23 protein-coding genes are annotated in these 19,635 nt (G+C 36.7%); 6 read left to right on the forward strand and 17 right to left on the reverse strand.

Annotation, left to right across the window (positions count from 1 at the left end; all coding sequences use genetic code 11):
* Nucleotides 1-9 precede the first annotated feature (9 nt).
* Genes holA through K5Q13_RS06090 form a run of 3 tightly spaced genes read right to left on the reverse strand, consistent with a single transcriptional unit; the run spans nt 10 to nt 3,910 of the window.
* Nucleotides 10-1,011, reverse strand: a complete 1,002-nt coding sequence (gene holA / locus K5Q13_RS06080) for a DNA polymerase III subunit delta (protein WP_220740824.1) — start codon at nt 1,009-1,011, stop codon at nt 10-12.
* Nucleotides 1,008-3,272, reverse strand: a complete 2,265-nt coding sequence (locus K5Q13_RS06085) for a DNA internalization-related competence protein ComEC/Rec2 (protein WP_220740825.1) — start codon at nt 3,270-3,272, stop codon at nt 1,008-1,010. The genes holA and K5Q13_RS06085 overlap by 4 nt, the downstream gene beginning before the upstream one ends.
* Nucleotides 3,272-3,910: a helix-hairpin-helix domain-containing protein gene (locus tag K5Q13_RS06090; RefSeq protein ID WP_220740826.1), complete on the reverse strand. Its 639-nt coding sequence runs from the start codon at nt 3,908-3,910 to the stop codon at nt 3,272-3,274. Before K5Q13_RS06090 ends, K5Q13_RS06085 begins: the two co-directional genes overlap by 1 nt.
* A gap of 380 nt (nt 3,911-4,290) precedes the next feature.
* Here K5Q13_RS06090 and K5Q13_RS06095 point away from each other — a divergent pair, with 380 nt between their 5' ends.
* Complete coding sequence (locus K5Q13_RS06095) at nt 4,291-4,548, forward strand: hypothetical protein (RefSeq protein WP_220740827.1); 258 nt, start codon at nt 4,291-4,293, stop codon at nt 4,546-4,548.
* Between the two features lie 39 nt (nt 4,549-4,587).
* Here K5Q13_RS06095 and K5Q13_RS06100 read toward each other — a convergent pair whose 3' ends face one another.
* The 14 genes from K5Q13_RS06100 to K5Q13_RS06165 all read right to left on the reverse strand — a co-directional run bounded on the left by K5Q13_RS06100 (nt 4,588) and on the right by K5Q13_RS06165 (nt 14,688).
* Nucleotides 4,588-5,058 carry a hypothetical protein gene (locus tag K5Q13_RS06100; protein ID WP_220740828.1) on the reverse strand — a complete coding sequence of 157 codons (471 nt, stop codon included), beginning with the start codon at nt 5,056-5,058 and terminating at the stop codon, nt 4,588-4,590.
* 73 nt (nt 5,059-5,131) lie between these two features.
* Nucleotides 5,132-6,508: a bifunctional UDP-N-acetylglucosamine diphosphorylase/glucosamine-1-phosphate N-acetyltransferase GlmU gene (glmU, locus tag K5Q13_RS06105; protein WP_220740829.1), complete on the reverse strand. Its 1,377-nt coding sequence runs from the start codon at nt 6,506-6,508 to the stop codon at nt 5,132-5,134.
* 6 nt (nt 6,509-6,514) lie between these two features.
* Nucleotides 6,515-7,348 carry a pur operon repressor gene (gene purR / locus K5Q13_RS06110; protein ID WP_220741071.1) on the reverse strand — a complete coding sequence of 278 codons (834 nt, stop codon included), beginning with the start codon at nt 7,346-7,348 and terminating at the stop codon, nt 6,515-6,517.
* 101 nt (nt 7,349-7,449) lie between these two features.
* The gene (locus K5Q13_RS06115) at nt 7,450-8,241 is read right to left on the reverse strand and encodes a metal ABC transporter permease (protein ID WP_220740830.1); all 792 of its coding nucleotides are present in this window, start codon (nt 8,239-8,241) and stop codon (nt 7,450-7,452) included.
* Nucleotides 8,234-8,935 (reverse strand): ATP-binding cassette domain-containing protein, encoded by a 702-nt coding sequence (locus K5Q13_RS06120; protein ID WP_220740831.1) that lies wholly within the window; start codon nt 8,933-8,935, stop codon nt 8,234-8,236. Before K5Q13_RS06120 ends, K5Q13_RS06115 begins: the two co-directional genes overlap by 8 nt.
* Complete coding sequence (locus K5Q13_RS06125) at nt 8,935-9,789, reverse strand: metal ABC transporter solute-binding protein, Zn/Mn family (RefSeq protein WP_220740832.1); 855 nt, start codon at nt 9,787-9,789, stop codon at nt 8,935-8,937. The genes K5Q13_RS06120 and K5Q13_RS06125 overlap by 1 nt, the downstream gene beginning before the upstream one ends.
* A 48-nt stretch (nt 9,790-9,837) precedes the next feature.
* Nucleotides 9,838-10,071: a Veg family protein gene (locus tag K5Q13_RS06130; RefSeq protein ID WP_220740833.1), complete on the reverse strand. Its 234-nt coding sequence runs from the start codon at nt 10,069-10,071 to the stop codon at nt 9,838-9,840.
* 103 nt (nt 10,072-10,174) lie between these two features.
* Nucleotides 10,175-11,062, reverse strand: a complete 888-nt coding sequence (rsmA, locus tag K5Q13_RS06135; protein ID WP_220740834.1) for a 16S rRNA (adenine(1518)-N(6)/adenine(1519)-N(6))-dimethyltransferase RsmA — start codon at nt 11,060-11,062, stop codon at nt 10,175-10,177.
* Entirely contained in the window at nt 11,056-11,625 is a 570-nt protein-coding gene (gene rnmV / locus K5Q13_RS06140) for a ribonuclease M5 (RefSeq protein WP_220740835.1), read from the reverse strand. The genes rsmA and rnmV overlap by 7 nt, the downstream gene beginning before the upstream one ends.
* Nucleotides 11,618-12,415 (reverse strand): TatD family hydrolase, encoded by a 798-nt coding sequence (locus K5Q13_RS06145; protein WP_220740836.1) that lies wholly within the window; start codon nt 12,413-12,415, stop codon nt 11,618-11,620. Before K5Q13_RS06145 ends, rnmV begins: the two co-directional genes overlap by 8 nt.
* Nucleotides 12,416-12,572: 157 nt before the next feature.
* Nucleotides 12,573-12,989 (reverse strand): transcription antitermination factor NusB, encoded by a 417-nt coding sequence (gene nusB, locus K5Q13_RS06150; protein WP_220740837.1) that lies wholly within the window; start codon nt 12,987-12,989, stop codon nt 12,573-12,575.
* Nucleotides 12,989-13,453: an Asp23/Gls24 family envelope stress response protein gene (locus K5Q13_RS06155; protein WP_220740838.1), complete on the reverse strand. Its 465-nt coding sequence runs from the start codon at nt 13,451-13,453 to the stop codon at nt 12,989-12,991. Before K5Q13_RS06155 ends, nusB begins: the two co-directional genes overlap by 1 nt.
* A gap of 112 nt (nt 13,454-13,565) precedes the next feature.
* Nucleotides 13,566-14,126 carry an elongation factor P gene (gene efp / locus K5Q13_RS06160; RefSeq protein ID WP_220740839.1) on the reverse strand — a complete coding sequence of 187 codons (561 nt, stop codon included), beginning with the start codon at nt 14,124-14,126 and terminating at the stop codon, nt 13,566-13,568.
* A gap of 85 nt (nt 14,127-14,211) precedes the next feature.
* Entirely contained in the window at nt 14,212-14,688 is a 477-nt protein-coding gene (locus K5Q13_RS06165) for a MarR family winged helix-turn-helix transcriptional regulator (protein ID WP_220740840.1), read from the reverse strand.
* A gap of 368 nt (nt 14,689-15,056) precedes the next feature.
* Between K5Q13_RS06165 and K5Q13_RS06170 the strand changes: the two genes are divergently transcribed.
* From K5Q13_RS06170 to K5Q13_RS06190, 5 genes are read left to right on the forward strand one after another with little or no spacing between them, the layout of a single operon-like run.
* On the forward strand, nt 15,057-15,767 hold the full coding sequence (locus tag K5Q13_RS06170) for a 5-oxoprolinase subunit B family protein (protein WP_220740841.1): 711 nt from the start codon (nt 15,057-15,059) through the stop codon (nt 15,765-15,767).
* Entirely contained in the window at nt 15,764-16,681 is a 918-nt protein-coding gene (locus tag K5Q13_RS06175) for a 5-oxoprolinase subunit C family protein (RefSeq protein WP_220740842.1), read from the forward strand. Before K5Q13_RS06170 ends, K5Q13_RS06175 begins: the two co-directional genes overlap by 4 nt.
* Nucleotides 16,682-16,696: 15 nt before the next feature.
* Complete coding sequence (locus tag K5Q13_RS06180; protein WP_220740843.1) at nt 16,697-18,064, forward strand: acetyl-CoA carboxylase biotin carboxylase subunit; 1,368 nt, start codon at nt 16,697-16,699, stop codon at nt 18,062-18,064.
* On the forward strand, nt 18,051-18,278 hold the full coding sequence (locus tag K5Q13_RS06185; RefSeq protein WP_220740844.1) for an acyl-CoA carboxylase biotin carboxyl carrier protein subunit: 228 nt from the start codon (nt 18,051-18,053) through the stop codon (nt 18,276-18,278). The genes K5Q13_RS06180 and K5Q13_RS06185 overlap by 14 nt, the downstream gene beginning before the upstream one ends.
* A 13-nt stretch (nt 18,279-18,291) precedes the next feature.
* The gene (locus K5Q13_RS06190; protein ID WP_220740845.1) at nt 18,292-19,614 is read left to right on the forward strand and encodes an aminotransferase class I/II-fold pyridoxal phosphate-dependent enzyme; all 1,323 of its coding nucleotides are present in this window, start codon (nt 18,292-18,294) and stop codon (nt 19,612-19,614) included.
* Nucleotides 19,615-19,635: the final 21 nt, after the last annotated feature.

Consider the following 19,635-nt stretch of genomic DNA (forward strand, 5'->3'; position numbering starts at 1 on the left):
TTTAATTACTTAACTATTGCTTTTTAATATAAATCGTTCAAATAGTAACTCTGGTTCTTGAGTTGTGGACTTCAACTTAACTTCAATGTCTAACATATTCAAATAGTTATCCCGTAATGCCACTAATGCGTATTGTCTTAACATTTGACGCGCTAGCTTAATGCGATAAGGATGCACACCAAGTTGCTTACTGATATCCTGATCCGTACCTTGTAACCCAGCAATCTGTAATAATAATCTGAATTGATTAGTTAACACCGCATTAACTCTTAGTGCTGGTTCACCATTTTGTAATAAATTCCTATATATTGTTAACGCAATTTTATTGCGGCCTGTCATCACTGCATCCACCAAATCAAAAACATTAGCAGTCAACGTTTTAGGTACCAAAGCAATCACATCATTTAATTGAATGCGTTTGATTTGTCTTGCATATGAAATGAGTTTTGGTAATTCATGTTTCATAGCAGTATAGTGTGCATTGGTTCGAAGCGTGAGTTCTTGTAGCGCATCTTGGTCAATACTATAATCTCGGTACTGAAGTTCTGATGAAATTGCCTGTCGTGCTTGAGACTCATTTAACGCAGGTAAGGCAATATTTTCCGCCTTTTTTAAAAGTGCCTTCGTAATTTTTTTACGTTTATCTATTTTTAAATCATTAATAAAAATAACCACAATATTCTCTGAAACTGGATTATCTAGCAATTTTAATAATTGGTCTTGATTTTGTTCAGAAATTTTCCCCTTAGCAGTCAAAAAATCAGGATTTTGAACTAGGACAACACGGCGGTCACCAAAAAAAGGCATAGACATTGCGTCACTAATAACAGCGTCCAAACTCTGTGTCATCATATCAAACTGCGCATAGTTCATATCTCGATCTTCTGGTTGGATCAACTGTCCAAACTCTAACTGCGCACGTTGGATTAAGACTTCCTCATCACCAGTGACGACATAAAAATTAGCTAATGCGTTATTTTCTATTTGTTGTTGCAGCTGCTGTAAATTCATGGATTGACTTTTACCTCAAAATGCCCTTTTTTGTTTTTATACACATATTTTATCATACCATGTGTCTGTGTATTGAGAAGTGTCATATGATTATCTTGTGCTGTTTTTAAAGTTTCAATACTTGGATGATTATAATGATTGTGCCTTCCGGCTGAAACAATACCAATTTTAGGTTGCCACTGCCTGATGACATCAGCATTAGAAGATGTTTTAGAACCATGATGTCCTAATTTTAAAATATCCACTGACATTTTTGGGTATTTAGCAGCAATTGCTGCTTCGCCAACTTGATCTAAATCACCTGCTGTAAAAAAATTTTGTCCACCAATATTACCATACAATGCAATTGAATTTTCATTTTCGGCCTTGCCCGATTGAAAAGGATGAACAATAGTTAATGGTAATTTTGGAATTTTAACGCCTTGTATCACTTCAAAGACTCGAGTATTATTATCGAGGTAAGGCTTCAATTCTCTTGCAAATGCCGGTTGTAGTGACATACCTGCTGGTATCACAACATTACGAACTGTCATTTTCTGTAAAATTATTTTCGCATCCCCAATATGATCATAGTCCTGATGCGTTAAAACAAGATTATCTATTTGACCAATACCACGACTATGCAAATAGTTGACAATAACTGTTTCGCCAGTAGTACGCTGAAAAGCTGTTTCCTGCCATGGTTCTTTTTTCTTAAATACCATTTTCCCACCAGTATCAATTAATGTGACTGTACGATTAAATGGTTCACGAATCAGTGCTGCATCCCCTTGACCAACGTCAAAAGTCGTCAATTCCCCTGTTACCGGGAAATGTGTCCAAATAACAGCTATGCCGATTAAACCAATCCAAACAATCCGTGCCCAATAAGCCAGTCGTTTCTCTGATGCAAACAGTAGTAATGCTGCCAAGAAAAGTAGAATAGTTAACCATGGTGGTATTTTTCCTATAATCACATTCCCAGGTAACAATGCCAAATAATCGACTATTTGAGCAAATAAATCTATCACTGCATTTGTCATATTGGTAATAAATAATATTTTTTGACCAATAAATCCAATCATCACACACGGCACGATTACCACACTAAATAATGGTATAGCAGCAAAATTAACAAATGTTTGCAACACATGCCAAGTATACTGTTGTGCCACAATCAGCGGTAAACTTACTGCACTAAGTAACAAATTGACTTGCCAAAAATTTAACCGTTTAGCAAATAGTAAACAAAATGTCATCACAAAAGATAATTGTCCACCCAAAGTTAATAAAATTCCAGGTTCATAAATTAAACTGCCAAGTAGACTAATCGACCAAATACTCAAAGCATGCACCCGACGAAATCCTGCTAGATTAACCATAGTAAATAATCCGGTAATTAATGCACGTACAAGAACTGCTGGTTCACCGGCAAATACAAAATAAACAATGAGGAGTATTCCCCCAACCCAGGCTGATATTTCCTGTGGTACATAAAGACGGCGAAGCACTGCCATAATAAGCATTAAAACATACGATACATGGAATCCTGATACACTAAACAAATGTATGAGGCCTAAAGTTTGTACACCAGGATTATTACCATAAAGCGATTGTGGCGTGACTCCTAAAATCAGTGCTTGGGCATAATCACTTAATGGTTGCGGTAATTTGGTCGTATTGTGAATCCCCTGTGCATGCCAAGTGTGTAATTGATCCCGCCATTGTTGCCAAATATGTGTTCTTTTTACGGGTACTATTCGCCAAGATGCAACATTTATTTGATGCGTTATATGTTTTGTTTCATAATATTTTTGTGCATCAAATTGATTGAAGTTAGTTGGTGCACTGATACGTGAAAATTCACCTGTTGCATGAAAACGAACAACACGTGTTTCTGCTAACCAATTTTTTTTATCTTTTTCAGAAGTTAATTTGGCGTACAAACGCACTATCTGACCATTATCATCTAATCGTGCATTAGTACGCAGATTATCACCATCAATCATTAAATCATCCGGTAAAATGACACCACTAATTTGCATTGCTTTTTGATTTGGTTGTAATGCTTGTTCACGTAACGCGCCTGCATCAAAAATAAAATATAATAAAAACGGTACGCTTAAAACAAACGTCAGTACTAAACATTTTTTAGTGATATTAAAACATAAAATAATAATGATTAATATCAGTAATGTGATCGTTATAGGATTAAAGCGGTAAATACAAATACCCATGGTCGCAATAAACAAACTTATGATTAATAAATAGCGACTATTCATTATACTATAATATTATCTTTTAACGCATCAAACCGCTTTGTACCAATACCTGAGACTGCTTTGAGTTCGTCTACTTTTTTAAACCCACCGTGCGCTTCTCTATAAGCAATTATTTGATCGGCTTTTTTCTCGCCAACACCATCCAATGTCTGTAGCTCTTCAGAAGTAGCTGTATTTAAATTAACTTTATCATTCTTAGCTTCTACTTCTGATTTTTGCGTCTCAGAGTGATTGGCTGAAACTATCTCACCTTTCACAGGTATATAAATCATTTGCCCATCTGTTAATTTTTGTGCTAAATTAATCTGCATGGCATCTGCTTCGTTAGTTAAACCACCGGCTTTCGCAATGACTGTTTGCGTGCGTGGTTCATTTGTAATATCATAAACACCAGGGTTCTTAATTGCACCTTTTATATCAATCATAATTGCAGATGATGAGGTGCTACTATCAGGCTGCGTAGTTGAAGAGGCACTACTTATTGCATCACTCGTTGTGTATGCAACCGGTATATGCGGTGCCTTCGACTGTTTTAATAAAACAATCATCACACAGGCAACCAGAAAAATACTGCCAACGATTAACCACATTTTATAAGTGGCTACCTTTTCTTTAACTAAATCAAATATATCTATCACACACCTTACCTCCGCTGTTATGATACGTTGTCTGGTGTGAAATCACTAAAAAACACCTAACAAAATGTTAGGTGTTAGTTTGGCATGTAGGATTCGCTCCTACGGGCGACTAATGGTTGTCACACCAATAGTAAAGTCGCGTCACCTCAGTGCAAGCACTGTTAGTCATGGTGAGAAAATGGGGTTCCACAACCACCATTTACATCTGCATCTATACGAGATTCGTGACTGAACACGGCAGACCGCCTTCGGCGCTAATTTTTCAAGCGCTTCGACTCATCGCATAAAGATATTATATCAAATAATTTTATCATAGTCAAAGTTAATCTAATATTGCGTACAATATCATGAAAAAAACGAGAACCTGCTATAATAGATACATGATAAAATTAATAAATTTAACAAAACATGAAATTGCTCGGACTGCTAACCCGAAGTATATAGCGTTGGCTGATATTTTTGTACCAGATTCTAACACCGAAACTAAACAAATGATTGCCAAATACGTTATTGAAACTTACGATTTAGGTGAATTAGATGGTGTTAAGGGACATGTATCGCGACATATACTTGATTTTACCTATCTCGTCGCAGGACAAAGATCACGTGTAACCGGACAAATTGAATATGATGCATAAAAAACAGCCAATAATATGAATTATTGGCTGTTTTTTATGTTATTCGTTTGTATCTGTTGTATTTTGTGCATCTACGATATGAGCTAATTGTTCATTAAACCATTGTGAAATTTTGGCCTTGACACTGTCAGAATCGTCTAGATATGTATCAACAGAGCTTGCAAGGCTAATTTTTAAATTGGATTGACTAACATCAGCATTTTCAATAATCATGTACAAATTAACATCATTATCTTCTTTTTCCGGCCAAATTAATTTTTTCAACTGGTTAGTATACCGTAGTGGTAAATTAATAACATTGGTCTCTAAAGCAATTGTCGTCCCGCCTTCGGCTACGCCACCATTGATATTAATGTCAATATGCATAAATGTGCCATCTGAAATATGCTTGTCTAACTCGGAAAAAAGATTATCTAAGGCAATGTCTTCACCATCGGATAAGACATCTGTATGATAATAAATACTATCATCTGTAATATTAGTTAATGCTTTTTCACCTGTAATTTGCATGTTTTCATCCCTTTTGGCCTTTTTGAAACACTTAATACAATTTGATTTCATTCTAAAAATTATCTATGCTGACTTACTTTTTATGAGGCATTCGCTCCCAAAAATCAGTCTTGTTAATTTGGCGTGTTCTAGCAATTGCCATTGCGTGTGAAGGTACGTCATCTGTAATTGTTGAACCAGCTGCAGTAATAGCCTCAGTGGCAATATCAACTGGTGCAATGATTTTTGTATTCGAACCAATGAATGCATGATCGCCAATAGTTGACGTGAATTTGTTAACACCATCATAATTAACAAAAATAGTGCCTGCCCCAATATTGACATCTTTTCCAACTACCGCATTGCCAATATATGTTAAATGACCAGCCTTTGTATTTGAGCCCAAAGTTGCTTGTTTAATTTCAACAAAATTACCGACATGGACATCATCACCCAAGTTCGCTTGTGGACGTAGATGAGCATAGGGTCCAACTGTTACATTATTTTGTAAAATAGCTGTCTCTACATGTGATGCTGTAATTACGTTATCATTTCCAATTGTACTATCTACAATACGTGATCCTTGTGTAATCACATTGTTTTGGCCAATAACTGTTCGACCTAATATTGTTACGCCACCTTCAATTATGGTATCTGGTCCAATCACCACATCCGCATCAATGTATGTACTCTCCGGATCTAATAATTCAACACCTGCAACCATTAATTGATGATTAATACGTTGATGCATCACACGATTTGCTATAGATAATGCTACACGATCATTGACACCCAAAGATTCAGTAAAGTTTTGTAATGTATATGCGCCAATTTGCATCCCAGCTTGTCGTAAAATATCCAATGTGTCTGGCAAATAATATTCACCTTGCACATTGTTATTTTTAACTAGTGCTAAAGCCTCAAACAATAATTTATTATCGAATATATAGACACCAGTATTAATCTCTTGGATACGACGTTCGGTAATACTAGCATCCTTTTGTTCCACAATCTTTATTACTGTGTCATCATCAGCACGTACGATACGCCCATATCCAGTTGGATCGTCAGTAACAGCGGTTAAAACTGTTACAGCATTATTGGATCGGTTGTGTTCCAAAACAAACTCTGCTAATGTCTCAGGTTGAAACATTGGTGTATCACCTGACATAATCAGTGTCACACCTGTACTTTCTGCCAAATGCTCCTTTGCCTGTTGAACCGCATGACCAGTACCTAACTGCTCTGCTTGTAAAACAAACTCACTACGTGACCCAACATGCTCTTGAACACGTTGTGCACCAACACCAACAATCATAATCGGTTTATTTTTTGAAAGTGGTTCAACCGCATCCAATACCCAATCTATCATCACTTTACCAGCAACATTATGTAACACTTTTGGTGTTTTTGACTTCATACGTGAGCCATTACCTGCGGCCAATACTATAACATTTACTTCATCACTCATTAAAAATTATGCCTCGCGTTTATAAATTTCTTGTAAATAGTTCCCGGCTGTCACTAAAATAGGATCCCCATTTTTGAGATTGGTATCAACATGTAATAGTGATGTAAAACGATCTAATAATCGTGTTGCTGATCGTCCTTCAGCAAATACTGCTGTACCCACAACTGTTCCATCGAACTCACTGACAAGTGTTTGCATGCCTTGAATGGTGCCACCAGCTTTCATAAAATCATCAACGATTAAAACACGTGACCCCGTACGCAAGGAACGACGAGATAATTCCATTTTTTCAACACGTTTGGATGATCCTGTTAAATAGTTCACTGAGACAGTTGGGCCTTCTGTAACTTTAGCATCGTCTCGAACAATTACGAAGGGCACATTGAGTTGTTCAGCAACAGCTTGTGCCAAAGGAACCCCTTTTGTAGCTGCTGTCATAACCGCATCAATATTGTCTCGTAAGTACTGAGTTGCGATTAACCGACCTGCTTGCCGCAAAACATCTGGACGTCCTAACAAATCTGACAAATAAACATAGCCACCTGGTAATACCCGTGTTTCATCATTAACATCTCGACTGATTTCTTCAATAAACGTTTTAGCTTCATCCTCAGTCATATAGGGAACAAAACGCGCACCACCAGCCGCACCAGGGACTGTTTCTAATAAACCAGTACCGCGTTCTCGAAAAGTTCGTTTTAAAATTGACAAATCCTCAGAAATAGATGACTTAGCAGAATCATATCGCTTAGCAAAATATGACAAAGAAATGAGTGTGCGAGGGCGCTCAAGCATATAGCGCGCCATATCGACAAGACGGTCAGAGCGACGTGTTTTCATGATGTATAGACGTGCTAAAAGCATATTAGCACGTACTCTCCTTTATAAATATTAATATTTAACAATAATTATACCACTTTAAAATGGTCAATGTTCGGTATTTAAGCGTTTTTTTGGAATTGCCAGACTGAAAATAAATAAATCAAAACTTCAATAACTGCAATAAAAAAACTTGTAGGTAAATTAGTAAGATAGGCAAGCGATAAGCCAGACCAAGTACCAAACAAAGCAAACAGTATGGCTAATCCCATGAGTTTAGGTGGCGTTGTCATATAATATTTAGCGCTTGCAGCAGGTAATGTCACCAACACAAATATCAATAATGATCCGACAAGTTGAGATGAAATACTAACTGATAAGGCAATCATGACTAAAAAGATATAACGAACCATTTTTTGTCGTGAATTTTGTAAAAAAATACCCGCTTCATCAAATGCCAACTGTCGCAATGCCCGATAATTAATCAATAACGTGACAATAACTACTAGTGCTAAAGTCAACAGCAGCAATAGATTTTGCCGGCTAATCCCTAACACTGATCCAAACAAGATACCTGTTGCTGCTGTTGTACTGGTATGTCCAAGTGCTAAAAATAAGATGCCCAATCCAATAGCCAGCGCTGAAATTGCACTGGTCACATTATCACGTTTGGTGTAACTAGACTCCAGCGCTCCGATTGCTATTGATGCCCCACTCGTTGCTAGCATCATGCCAAGTAATGCTGGCCAACCGGCAAACAAACCAAATGCTGCACCTGCAAAACCAATTTCACTTAAACTATGTGTCAAAAATGCATAGTTACGTGCAACGACAAATGTACCGACAATACCAGCTACAATACTGACCACTGTTCCAGCTATAAAAGCATTTTGCATAAAATCATAACTAAACATGACGCACCTCGTCTTCTTCATGAATATGTGTTATTTTCATAGTTAACGATTGCAGTTCATCTGTATCACCTTGAGTCACCCGACCATTTTCAAAAAATAAGTAACCATCTGCAAATTGTGACACAAGCTTAAGTTCATGTGTAATAAATAATACGGTTAAATTTTGTGTCTTTTGTAATTGTTTAATCGTTTTTAATAACTGTACTTTATGTTCGTGATCCAAACTAGCTGTCGACTCATCTAAAATAAGCAGATTAGGTCGTTGCACTAATGCTTGCGCAACAAATGCACGTTGTTTTTGACCACCTGAAGCTAATCCTAAACGTTTTTCAGCAATGTTAGAAAGATCCATTAGGCGTAATGCTTCTTGGACATCTAATTTTTCCTGTGGATTCAGCCACAATCGCCAACCTTTATTATAGTTTAACGCTACAAATTCATTTATGCTCAACGGATAATCACGTGTGATATCACGAAACTGTGGTACAAAACCAACACGCGTCGTATTTAAATGTAACTCGCCAGTAGTTTGATGATTTTGATGAATAAGCGATTTTACAAAACTTGTCTTTCCCGCACCATTTTCTCCCAATACAGCAAAAAAACGTCCTGCCGGTACGTCAATGTTGGCTTGTGACAATATAATCTTTTCTCCGTAGCGGATTCCAAAGTCTTTTGTATGGATTATGCCCATTATTTATCACTTTCTACTGGTTCTAAAGCATACCGCAGTTGATTCACAAAAGTGAGCTGCCATTGCCATATTTTTTGATCAGAGGGTAGTACTTGATTGAAGGTTATGATTGGTATTTTAGCCGCCCTAGCTAAAGCTACCACGTGTTGGTCTTTTTGTGACTGATCTTGACTCGCTGTCAACACAAAACTAATTTTTTTATCTTGAAAACGTTTTTCTAATGTTTTAAAATCTATTTCCGAGGCAGATTCAACGTCTGATATGTCAGATTTATAGCCTAATTGTGACATAAATAATTGTTGTGCATTATTTGTAGCAATATAGTGCACATCTTTTTTGGCTTTTAATGTCCCAATACCCTCAGATAACGATTTTGTTTGTGCCAGTAAATTTTGGCTATTGTTGATATATTCATTGCGATTACTAGGGTCCAAATCGCTTAATAAGTCTGATAACCGTGTGATTGTTGTTACAGTGATATCAGGGCTTAACCAATAATTAACATAATTTTGATTTTTAATAACATCACTAGCAATCAAAATTTTTGAATGTAACTTCATTTTACGTCGTTGTGTTAGTAGTTGGTTTTGATGGCTGTCAGTAATGACAACCTCAGCTTTTTTGAAAATAGCTTTTTCATTCGCATATGTCAATCCACCAGATAGTAGAGACACATGTCCACTTTTACCAGCAATTGCCTGAGCAAGCTGTTGATAAGCAACATTATCGGTCACAATCTGAACAGGTGTATGTTGTGGCGTCTTTGTTTCGACCGTCATTTTAATACCAATTAAAAATAAACCAATCGGTATTAAAGAAATTGTTAAAATGGCGTACAGGGATTGTTTGTTCATTATTAAATTATCTCATAAATACAAAAAAAGCCCAATAGGGCATTTTATTTATTCGGCAAAAGTAATATCAATATTATTTGTTAAAACATCTGTGTAACTATATGATGCACGTTCAAAATTCGCATCCTCATCTAATTCTACAACAAATAGTGATGGGAACGTCGAACGCAGAACTCCAGTTCGTTCTGTAATTTTTTTGCGACCAGCTTGTGCGACTACAGTCACAGCTTCCCCAACATGGGCATCAAGCTTGGTTTTAATGTCTTGTAAACTACTTGGCATTTTTATACCACCTTTCGTGAAAAACTTATTTAAGTATATCACAAATAGGCATTAATTGCAAATAGCACTGTATACTATGCGCAATTAATGAAAAAATATACAATTAATTGGTTAAACCTTGAGCGCGTAAAGCCAAATATAATGCGGTTAATTCAGTTAAATTTAGCCGTTCAGCACGTATTGACGGTGCAATGTCAGCAGCTTCTAAAGCAGCTTTGATCTTATCCTTAACATCTAAATCTTTACCATATGTTTGTAACATATTGTTCCATAAACTTTTACGTCGATGAGAAAAACTTCCCTTAATGACACCAAATAATCGCTCTGGTTGGTCGACAAGTATTTCTGGTGTCGATGGTGTTAGTTTGACAACTGCTGAATCGACTTTGGGCGCTGGATTAAACGATTCTGCTGGCACTTCTATCGCTAGTTTTGCCTTAGCAAAATATTCTGTTGTTAACGTCAATACACCATACGCTTTTGTTCCGACAGCAGCATTCAAACGATCAGCCACCTCGCGTTGCATCATAACAACTATATTATCCCACGCAATGTTAGTACGTAATAACTGCATCAAAATAGGTGTCGTAATGTAATAAGGTAAATTAGCAACAACTTTAACATGAGCACCTTCGCCGAACTCTTTAGTGATGATTTCTGACAAATGCACTTCTAATATATCAGCTGCAATAATTTTAACATTATCATAGTTTTGCATTGTTTCACTTAATACATGAACCATCTCTGTATCAATTTCAAATGCCACAACTTTTTTTGCCACACGAGCCAATTGTTCCGTTAACGAACCAATTCCTGGACCAATTTCAATGACATAATCATCAGCAGTCACTTCGGCAGCGTCCACAATACCATGTAAAACATTTAAATCTGTTAAAAAATTCTGTCCGAATTTTTTCTTGGCGTGTAAGCCATATGTATTTAAAATTGCTTGTGTCCGCATTGGATCTGCAATATCAATTATGTCTACCATGAATCATTTCCTTCCAATATTTTTAATATTTGTTCCTGCATAATACCAAACTGTTCTACGCGTTTTAATAATTGTTTGCCATTCGTATATCCTATGTGTAATGATTCACCAATTAACTCACGTCGGTATTTTGCATTTTTTCCACTTAACAAGCCATTTTGCAACAAAAAATGCTGATCAACATCAGTCATAACGTCAATTTTTGGCGTTATGACATGCTTCAAAGCTGCACGTAATACATCTGGGGTGGCATGTTCCACACCTAATGATTTATGCGGATTATCTTTATTAGCACGACCTTCGTTTTGTGTGATATATGCTTGTTTCGCGGTAGGTACGGCAGAAGTTACAATTTGACGGATACGTTGTCCATTGAAATCTGGATCCGTTAAAATAATAATTCCTCGCGTCTTTTCAGCATATTTTGCACGTAAAACAACATCCTTGTCTATGGCACTACCGCCAGTTTCAATCGTATCAGCAATGACTGCGCGCGCCAAATTTTGTGTATCGGAACGTCCTTCAACAACAATTAATTCATTAATACGTGGTAGATCATTCATGATTTAAAAAAAGACGATGCGCATTTTTACGCGTTGCATCAGCCACCTCTGTTGCGCTCAAACTAAGCGTTTCGGCCAATGAATCAACAATATATTTTACAAGTGCTGGTTCATTATCTCTACCGCGAAAAGGTGTCGGTGTTAAGTATGGTGCATCAGTTTCAACCAGAATACGATCCAAAGGTACAGCTTTAGCAGCATCACGGACATCTTCAGCCTTTTTAAAGGTGACAACACCACTAAATGAAATATGCATGCCTAACTCGACAAAAGCCATAGCTTGTTCAGGTGTACCGGAAAAACTATGCATAACACCCTTCGTGACACCACTTTCTTTTAAAATAGCATATACATCGTCAAATGCATCACGATTATGAATAATAACAGGTAGATCATATTTTTTGGCTAATGCCAAATGTTTTTTAAAGGCTGATACTTGAACATCGCGTGGTACAGTGTCCCAATAATAATCTAAACCTGTCTCTCCAACACCAACAACTTGTTGCTGTTGTAGCTGTTCTTCGAGTTTTTCGGCGGCTGCAGCATCAAATTCAGCTGTATCTTCTGGTTGAAAACCAAGTACCGCATAAATATTATCATATGCTTGTGCAATTTCTAGTGCACGCTCATTGCCTTGTGCATCATAACCAACAATATTCATCTCCATGACACGAAATTCATGCGCACGACCAATATAAGCTGGTACATCGTGAAATAATTTATCATCGTTCAAATGCGTATGTGTATCATAACTATCCGCAGGTGTTTTTGTTAAATCATAAATTGCCATATTTTTAAGCGTACAAAGGACCGTGTATTACCGACACATCTAGATAATTAACATTATTCATTCTAGACGTTATCTCATACGCAACACTTAGCACTTTTCCTCCAATTTAAACTATCCTATTATTATGAAAAAAAGCCGCCTAGCGACTTTTAACTATTTACTCGACTTTATTTTCAGATGATGGGGTGAAATTCTTTAATACACCATTAATAAATTTGCGACTTTCTTCGTCGGAAAAAGTTTTTGCCAATATCAAAGATTCATCAATTGCAACTTTATAGGGAACCAAGCGATTTAACAATTCATAAATTGCTAACCGCAAGATAATCAAATCAGCTTTATTAATACGATTAATTGCCCAACTTTCAGCTAAATGTGCCGAAATTTGTTCATCTAAATCTGATTTTGTACCTAAAATACCATTAACTAAACGCGGTAAATAGTCATCATATTCTTTACCCTCTAAAACAATATCATAAAGTCTATCAATATTATTATTTTGCGGGTCTTTTTCTAAGGCAAACAGAACTTGAAAAGCTGCTTGACGAGATTCGTGCCTAGTCAATTGAGACATTAATCGTCCACCTCTGCTGTTTGTGTCTCTCCAAAGAGATTATCTGGGTCAATTTTATTCGTAACTTTTTCTGGTACAATGCCAGTTACATGCACATTGATTTGTGAGAGATGTAAGTCTGTCATTGATGAAATCTGAGATTGAATCGCGTTTTGAATTTCAAGAGCGACTTTTGGTACAACAACACCGTACTGTAGGAAGACATAGGCATCAATTACCAAGCCTTCATCACTATGCGTTAATTCAACACCTTTTCCACGTGCGCTAGATCCAAAAGCATTTGTAAAACGATCGGATAATGTGCCACGCATCGAATAAACACCTGACACTTCTTGCGTTGCAATTTGTGCAACTACTTCTATGACTTCAGGCGTAACTTGGGTTGTACCACCAACAACTGAATTACCAGTTGCCAAGATAATGTTTTTTGTAGCTTGTTTACTATGCTTCGTTTCTCTGGGCATTATTTAATCCTCGAAAATATTCCTTAAAAATAAAAAGTTCCACAAGGGAACTTTTTGAAATATGTTCCCTACCACTCAAACAGCTAAAGTTCGCATGAGTTCACACTTATTATTACGCGCGGCCTTTGTACGAACCGTCTTCTGAGTTCACAATGATAGTTTCACCTTCATTAATAAAATCTGGTACTGTAATCGTTGCGCCTGTTTCAACAATAGCTGGCTTTCCTGAACCTGTGGCAGTTGCACCTTTAATTCCAGGCTGTGTTTCAGTTACTTTTAATTGTACAGTTGATGGTAATTCAGCACCTAAAATTTCGTTACCATACATAGTAATTTTTACTTCCATACCTTCAAGCAAAAACTTCAACGCTGAGGCAATCTTATCATCTGGCAAATTCACTTGTTCGTATGTTTCAACATCCATGAATACACGACCATCGTTTTCAGCAAACAAGTAAGACATAGGACGTGTTGTAATATCAGCTTGTTCAAACTTGTCACCAGGACGGAATGTTACTTCGTTGACAGCACCAGTACGTAGGTTCTTCAACTTTGAGCGAACAAAGGCTCCGCCCTTTCCAGGCTTAACATGTTGGAAGTCCAAAACACGCCAAATTGAGTTCGAATACTCAATTGTCAAACCATTTTTTAAATCATTCATGCCAATTGCCATGATTAATATCCTCTTTTATTAATAATATAGTTTATTATACCAGAAAACCACCATATATGCAGTCTTCACACAAGATAATATTCTATCACAAATCATGATTAAACTCAATATGCTTTTTATTGAGTTCTGGTTGAACGATTAATTCTTGAAAGCGCCTTAACGTTACTAGAAAAGCTTTTCCTTCCTCCACACCAAAAACCTCTAACCACTTATTAAAACGTTGATGAACTTTCTCAGTCATTTGTTTTTCAATTTGCAAACCTTCCGGCGTCAAAACTAACAGCACGCGTCGATGGTCCTTTTCATCCGTTAAATGTCTCAAATACCCACAGGTAAACAATGGTTTTAATTGACGAGCAACTGCACCTTTTGTGACACCACGTTCTTTTGCTATTTGTGTCATCGTGAGTGGTTGCTCACTTTGTGCTACTGCAGACATAATCAACCACTGCTCAAAAGATGCCCCATATTCACTTGTTGGCTGTGAAATTAATTTTTCAAGGTTTTTTAATGCTGACATATAAACATTAATAGACTCATTTAATAATTCTGGATCTTTCATTTTTTAACCTTCACCATCCCTCAAATATTCAAAAATACCATTGATTGAATCAAAATGTGTATACATCTCACGTTATTTCAATATCGAGTCAGTATGTCCCCAGGTTATTATGATTTTTATAATCATATCCACCTAAAAATTACTGTAATAATGGTCTATTCTTCCATATCTTATCATGATTTATTTTAGTCATCAAGTTATGAGGCCTGTTAAATTTACCATCTTAAAAAATTAAAATATTCAACTTCTTAATATCTTAGAACGATTTTTTATATTTTATGGATATCTTTTACTGAAGTAAAATGAAACAAAGCTTTTTATTAGTATAATATTTGATATTTTTAATAAAACACCCAAGGAGGTTTTAAATGGGCCAAGAGGATTATAAATTTAACGATTACGGCGATGCTGGTGTATTAATTGAGTTTTCAAAAACATTCACGATGGCGGCATGGCAAAAGGTTCACTATTTGGCAAACCAGTTTCTTGAAGAATCTATCCCCGGAATTTTAAGTATCATTCCAACTTATACCACACTATTCATAAGTTATGACTATCTTATTATTGAACGAAATGAGCTTAAAAAAATAATTGATAGTTACATCAAAAAAAGTACACAACAACAAATAAATATAACTGGGCGCACTTTTAAAATCCCAGTTGTTTTCGGTGATGAATACGGTCCTGACTTAGAATTTATTGCACAAAGCCAACAACTATCTGAAGCAGATATTATCAATCAGTTTTGTTCAAAACCGCTACCAATTATGGTTATAAATCGTGGACCAATGTTTGGTACCAATTTTAAAAAAGAAGTACCTCGTTTAGAAACACCACGAACAGAGGTACCAGCAGGTGCAATAACTGCGGCTGGAGAACAGATTTCTATCATGATACAAAAATCACCAGGTGGCTGGCGTATTTTTGGGCAAACACCCATTCAAATGAACATGACATTTGAAGAAAATCCGCCAGTATATTATAAACCCGGTGATATGATGCTTTTTTACCCTATCAATAAATCTGAGTACTCTAAATTTGAAGGCCTAACAATTAGTGATACGGAGCTTAAATTATGAAAGAACCTCAAATTACGATTAATTCCGCTAAACTCTCTAATATTCAAGATAGCGGTCGTTATGGTTTTGAACAGTTTGGTATTTCTGCCAATGGCGCAATCGATATGTATGCTTATTTGAAAGCAAATGAATTAGTTGGCAACAAAACGTCACAGCCTACCATAGAAGTAACGGCTTTTGGTCTATCCTTAACAAGCAACGTCGATATTCCAATCGCAATTACCGGCGGTGAAGCAGATCTTAAAATCGACAATCAGACAATTAAGTCATGGCAAACTGTTATTTTGCCGGCAAAAAAAGAATTGACCATCGGCATGATAAAAAAAGGGTTACGTGTTTATGTTGCATTTGCTGGAGGCATTCACGCAAAAACAACTTTGAATAGTACTTCTCGAGATACAATTCTTGATTTAGGAACACAATTAACCGATGGCATGATACTCCCATTAAACGGTTCAACTGAAGCAACAGATATGAAAATAACTCAACTAGAAGATCGACCTACTTATGGCTCACCTTGGCATATCAGAGTTTGTGATGGACCTGACACCAATATTTTTACAGAAAGCACGGCACAATTTTATAAGAATAAATATCGTGTTTCGCCTGTTAGTAACCATGTTGGCATTCGATTAAAAGGACCAGCCGTTGAAAATTTCAAAACACCAGAAATATTATCACGTGGGGTTGGCGTTGGTTCAATAGAAATATTTCCAACAGGACAGGCGGTTGTTTTGCACCGCGGTCGCACAGTGACTGCAGGTTATCCAATTATTGGTGTTGTCTCGTTAATTGACTTAGATATGATTGGTCAGGCACGACCTGGAGACGAAATACATTTTGAACACATTAGTATCGATGAGGCACGTGAACTATACAAGCAACATTTTAATAAATTACCATACAGACGCTAACTAGGAGGATAAGGCATGTTTAATAAAGTATTAATCATTAACCGCGGTGATTCAGCAAGCCGTGTTATTCGAACACTAAATAAAATGAAAATCGCATCCGTAGTGGTTTATTCAGAGATTGATGCCGATTTACCTTATATAAAAGAAGCAACAGAATCTTATGCAATTGGTCCATCACCTGCCCAGAAAAGCTATTTAAATCAGGATGTATTATTAGATGTACTTCAAAAATCCGGTGCAGATGCGGTTCATCCTGGATTTGGATTTTTATCAGAAAATGCAGATTTCGCCCAAAAGGTAGAAAATACTGGTGCTAAATTTATTGGTCCATCCCCAAAATGGTTATCCAAAATGGCTAATAAAAATGTTGCCCGCGCAATCATGTCAAAATATGGCTTACCCATTGGCAAAGGTTCAGGCAAACTATCTGACAACCCAGATGAAATCAAAAAAGCTGGACGTGACATTGGTTTTCCCGTTTTGGTCAAACCTGCTGGTGGTGGTGGCGGTATTGGTATGCTACCAGCCTATAACGAAGAAGAATTACTCAAAGTAGTTCAAGAAGCTCGAACAATGGCGCAACGAGCGTTTGACGATGGTGAACTTTACTTAGAAAAATATTTCGAAAAACCGCGTCATATTGAATTTCAAGTATTAGCTGATCAGCACGGCCATGTAACGCATTTTTTTGAACGAGATTGCTCAATTCAACGTCGGCATCAAAAGCTCATCGAAGAATCCCCTGCCGTTGGTCTTGATCGCAACGAAATCAATCAATTAGCTGATAAAATTACTGAAATTTTAGCCGATATAGGCTATGACAATATTGGCACAGTCGAGATGTTACGCGATTCTCAAGGCCATTATAGTTTTCTTGAAATGAACACTCGATTACAAGTTGAACATGGTGTTAGTGAAGAAATTAATGGCATAGACCTGGTTGAAGCACAAATTCGTTGTGCAGCCGGTGAGCAATTAGAGACCATCGTTGATAACCAAAAAGCACCTAATGGTCATGCCATTGAAGTGCGTATATATGCCGAAGATCCAAAAACTTTTTTCCCGTCACCTGGCAAACTACTCAAATTTTCAGCACCAACAATAGACGGTATTAGGATTGAAACTGGCTTTGCACAGGGCACTACAGTATCACCATTTTATGATCCCATGGTTGCAAAAGTCATTGCCCATGCAGAAACAAGACAAGAGGCTATTGCAAAACTATTAATCGCATTAAAACATTTTGAAATTGTTGGTATTAAAACTAATATCCCATTCTTAATCGATGTCTTAAATTCAGACAAATATCAACTCGGTCAACTAGACACCGGCTTTGTGAAAGAATTTTTAAACACAATAGGAGAAAAACATGCCCATTCATAAAGTAATATCCCCATTAACAGGTTCGATTTGGAAAATTGAGCTTACAGTTGGACAAGCTGTTACAGCCGGTCAATCTGCTGTCATTTTAGAATCAATGAAGGCTGAGTTTTCAATTGATGCGCCAGTTACTGGAATAGTTCAGGAAATAGTGTTATCTGAGGGTGATGAAGTTTACGAAGATGATGTTATTTTCACAATTGAAGCAGACGACTGAAAGGTGACTAGCTATGACTGAAAAACAAACAGATGAAAGCGAACTAAACGCAGTTGCCGTCAAAATAAATTCCGGCATTAAACATGAAAATCCTTATGTTTATGACATGCTTTCAACGTATGGCCGTGAAGTTTATTTTTCAAAAGACGGTAATGTTAAACAAATTGCTGACGCAAAAAAATACTCCGAGGAATTCAACGCCACTTCTGGATTTGCAACAGAACATGGTCAACCCATGTACCTACCACTTTTAGCAGAAACATTATCCACATATGATCCCGCTGACATTTTTCTCTACTCATCAACCCTGGGTACACCTGAATTACGTGACAAATGGCAAGAAAAAATGTACATTGAAAATCCAAGTCTAACAGGTAAAAAGATATCTAAACCTATCGCAACAATAGGTTTAACACATGGTTTAAACTTGGCTGCAAACCTCTTTGTAGACGAAGGAGATACATACATTCTGCCCGATAAGCAGTGGGAAAATTACAAAATGATTTTCAGTGAAACAAAAAAGGCTCATATGATTACGTACCCTATGTATGATAATGATTTTAAATTCAATACTAGTGCTTTCAGAGAAACCTTACTATCTCAACGTGATAAGAAAAAGATAATTATTATTTTGAATTTTCCAAATAATCCGACCGGCTATACACCGTTAGCCCATGAAGCTGATGAACTCGCAGCAGCAATCAAAGAAGTTGCTGACATTGGTGTCAATGTTGTTGTCATTTCCGATGATGCATACTTTGGTCTGTTTTATAAAGACTCCATCACAGAGTCACTATTTGGGCGGTTAGCAAATATTCATCCACGCGTTTTGGCAATTAAAGTCGATGGTGCAACAAAAGAAGAATACACTTGGGGATTTCGTGTTGGTTTTTTAACTTTTGGCATTAATAGCGATGCTATGAACACCTATTTGGAAGAAAAAGTGATGGGCGTTATTCGCACAACCATCTCTAACGGGCCGACCCCATCGCAAACATTCATTTTACATGCTCTTAAGTCTCCTGAATTAGCTAAACAAAAAGCCGATAAATACGAAATTATGCACCAGAGAGCTAACAAAATCGACACGATTCTGTCATCAGGAAAATATGATGATGCCTGGGATTTATATCCCTTTAACTCTGGCTATTTTTTTGCTATTAAAGTTAAAGGTGTTGATGCGGACACTGCAAGAATACACTTACTTCAAAAATATCATGTTGGCACAATCGCACTCGGTAATACGGATTTACGCGTTGCATTTTCTCGTGTGGATATTGAACATTTAGAAGAATTGATTAAACGATTATATGAAGGTATTAAAGACCTTCAATAGCATTAGAGCTAAATTGCAACA

This window comes from Leuconostoc miyukkimchii, from assembly GCF_019656055.1.
GTDB classification, from domain to species: domain Bacteria; phylum Bacillota; class Bacilli; order Lactobacillales; family Lactobacillaceae; genus Leuconostoc; species Leuconostoc miyukkimchii.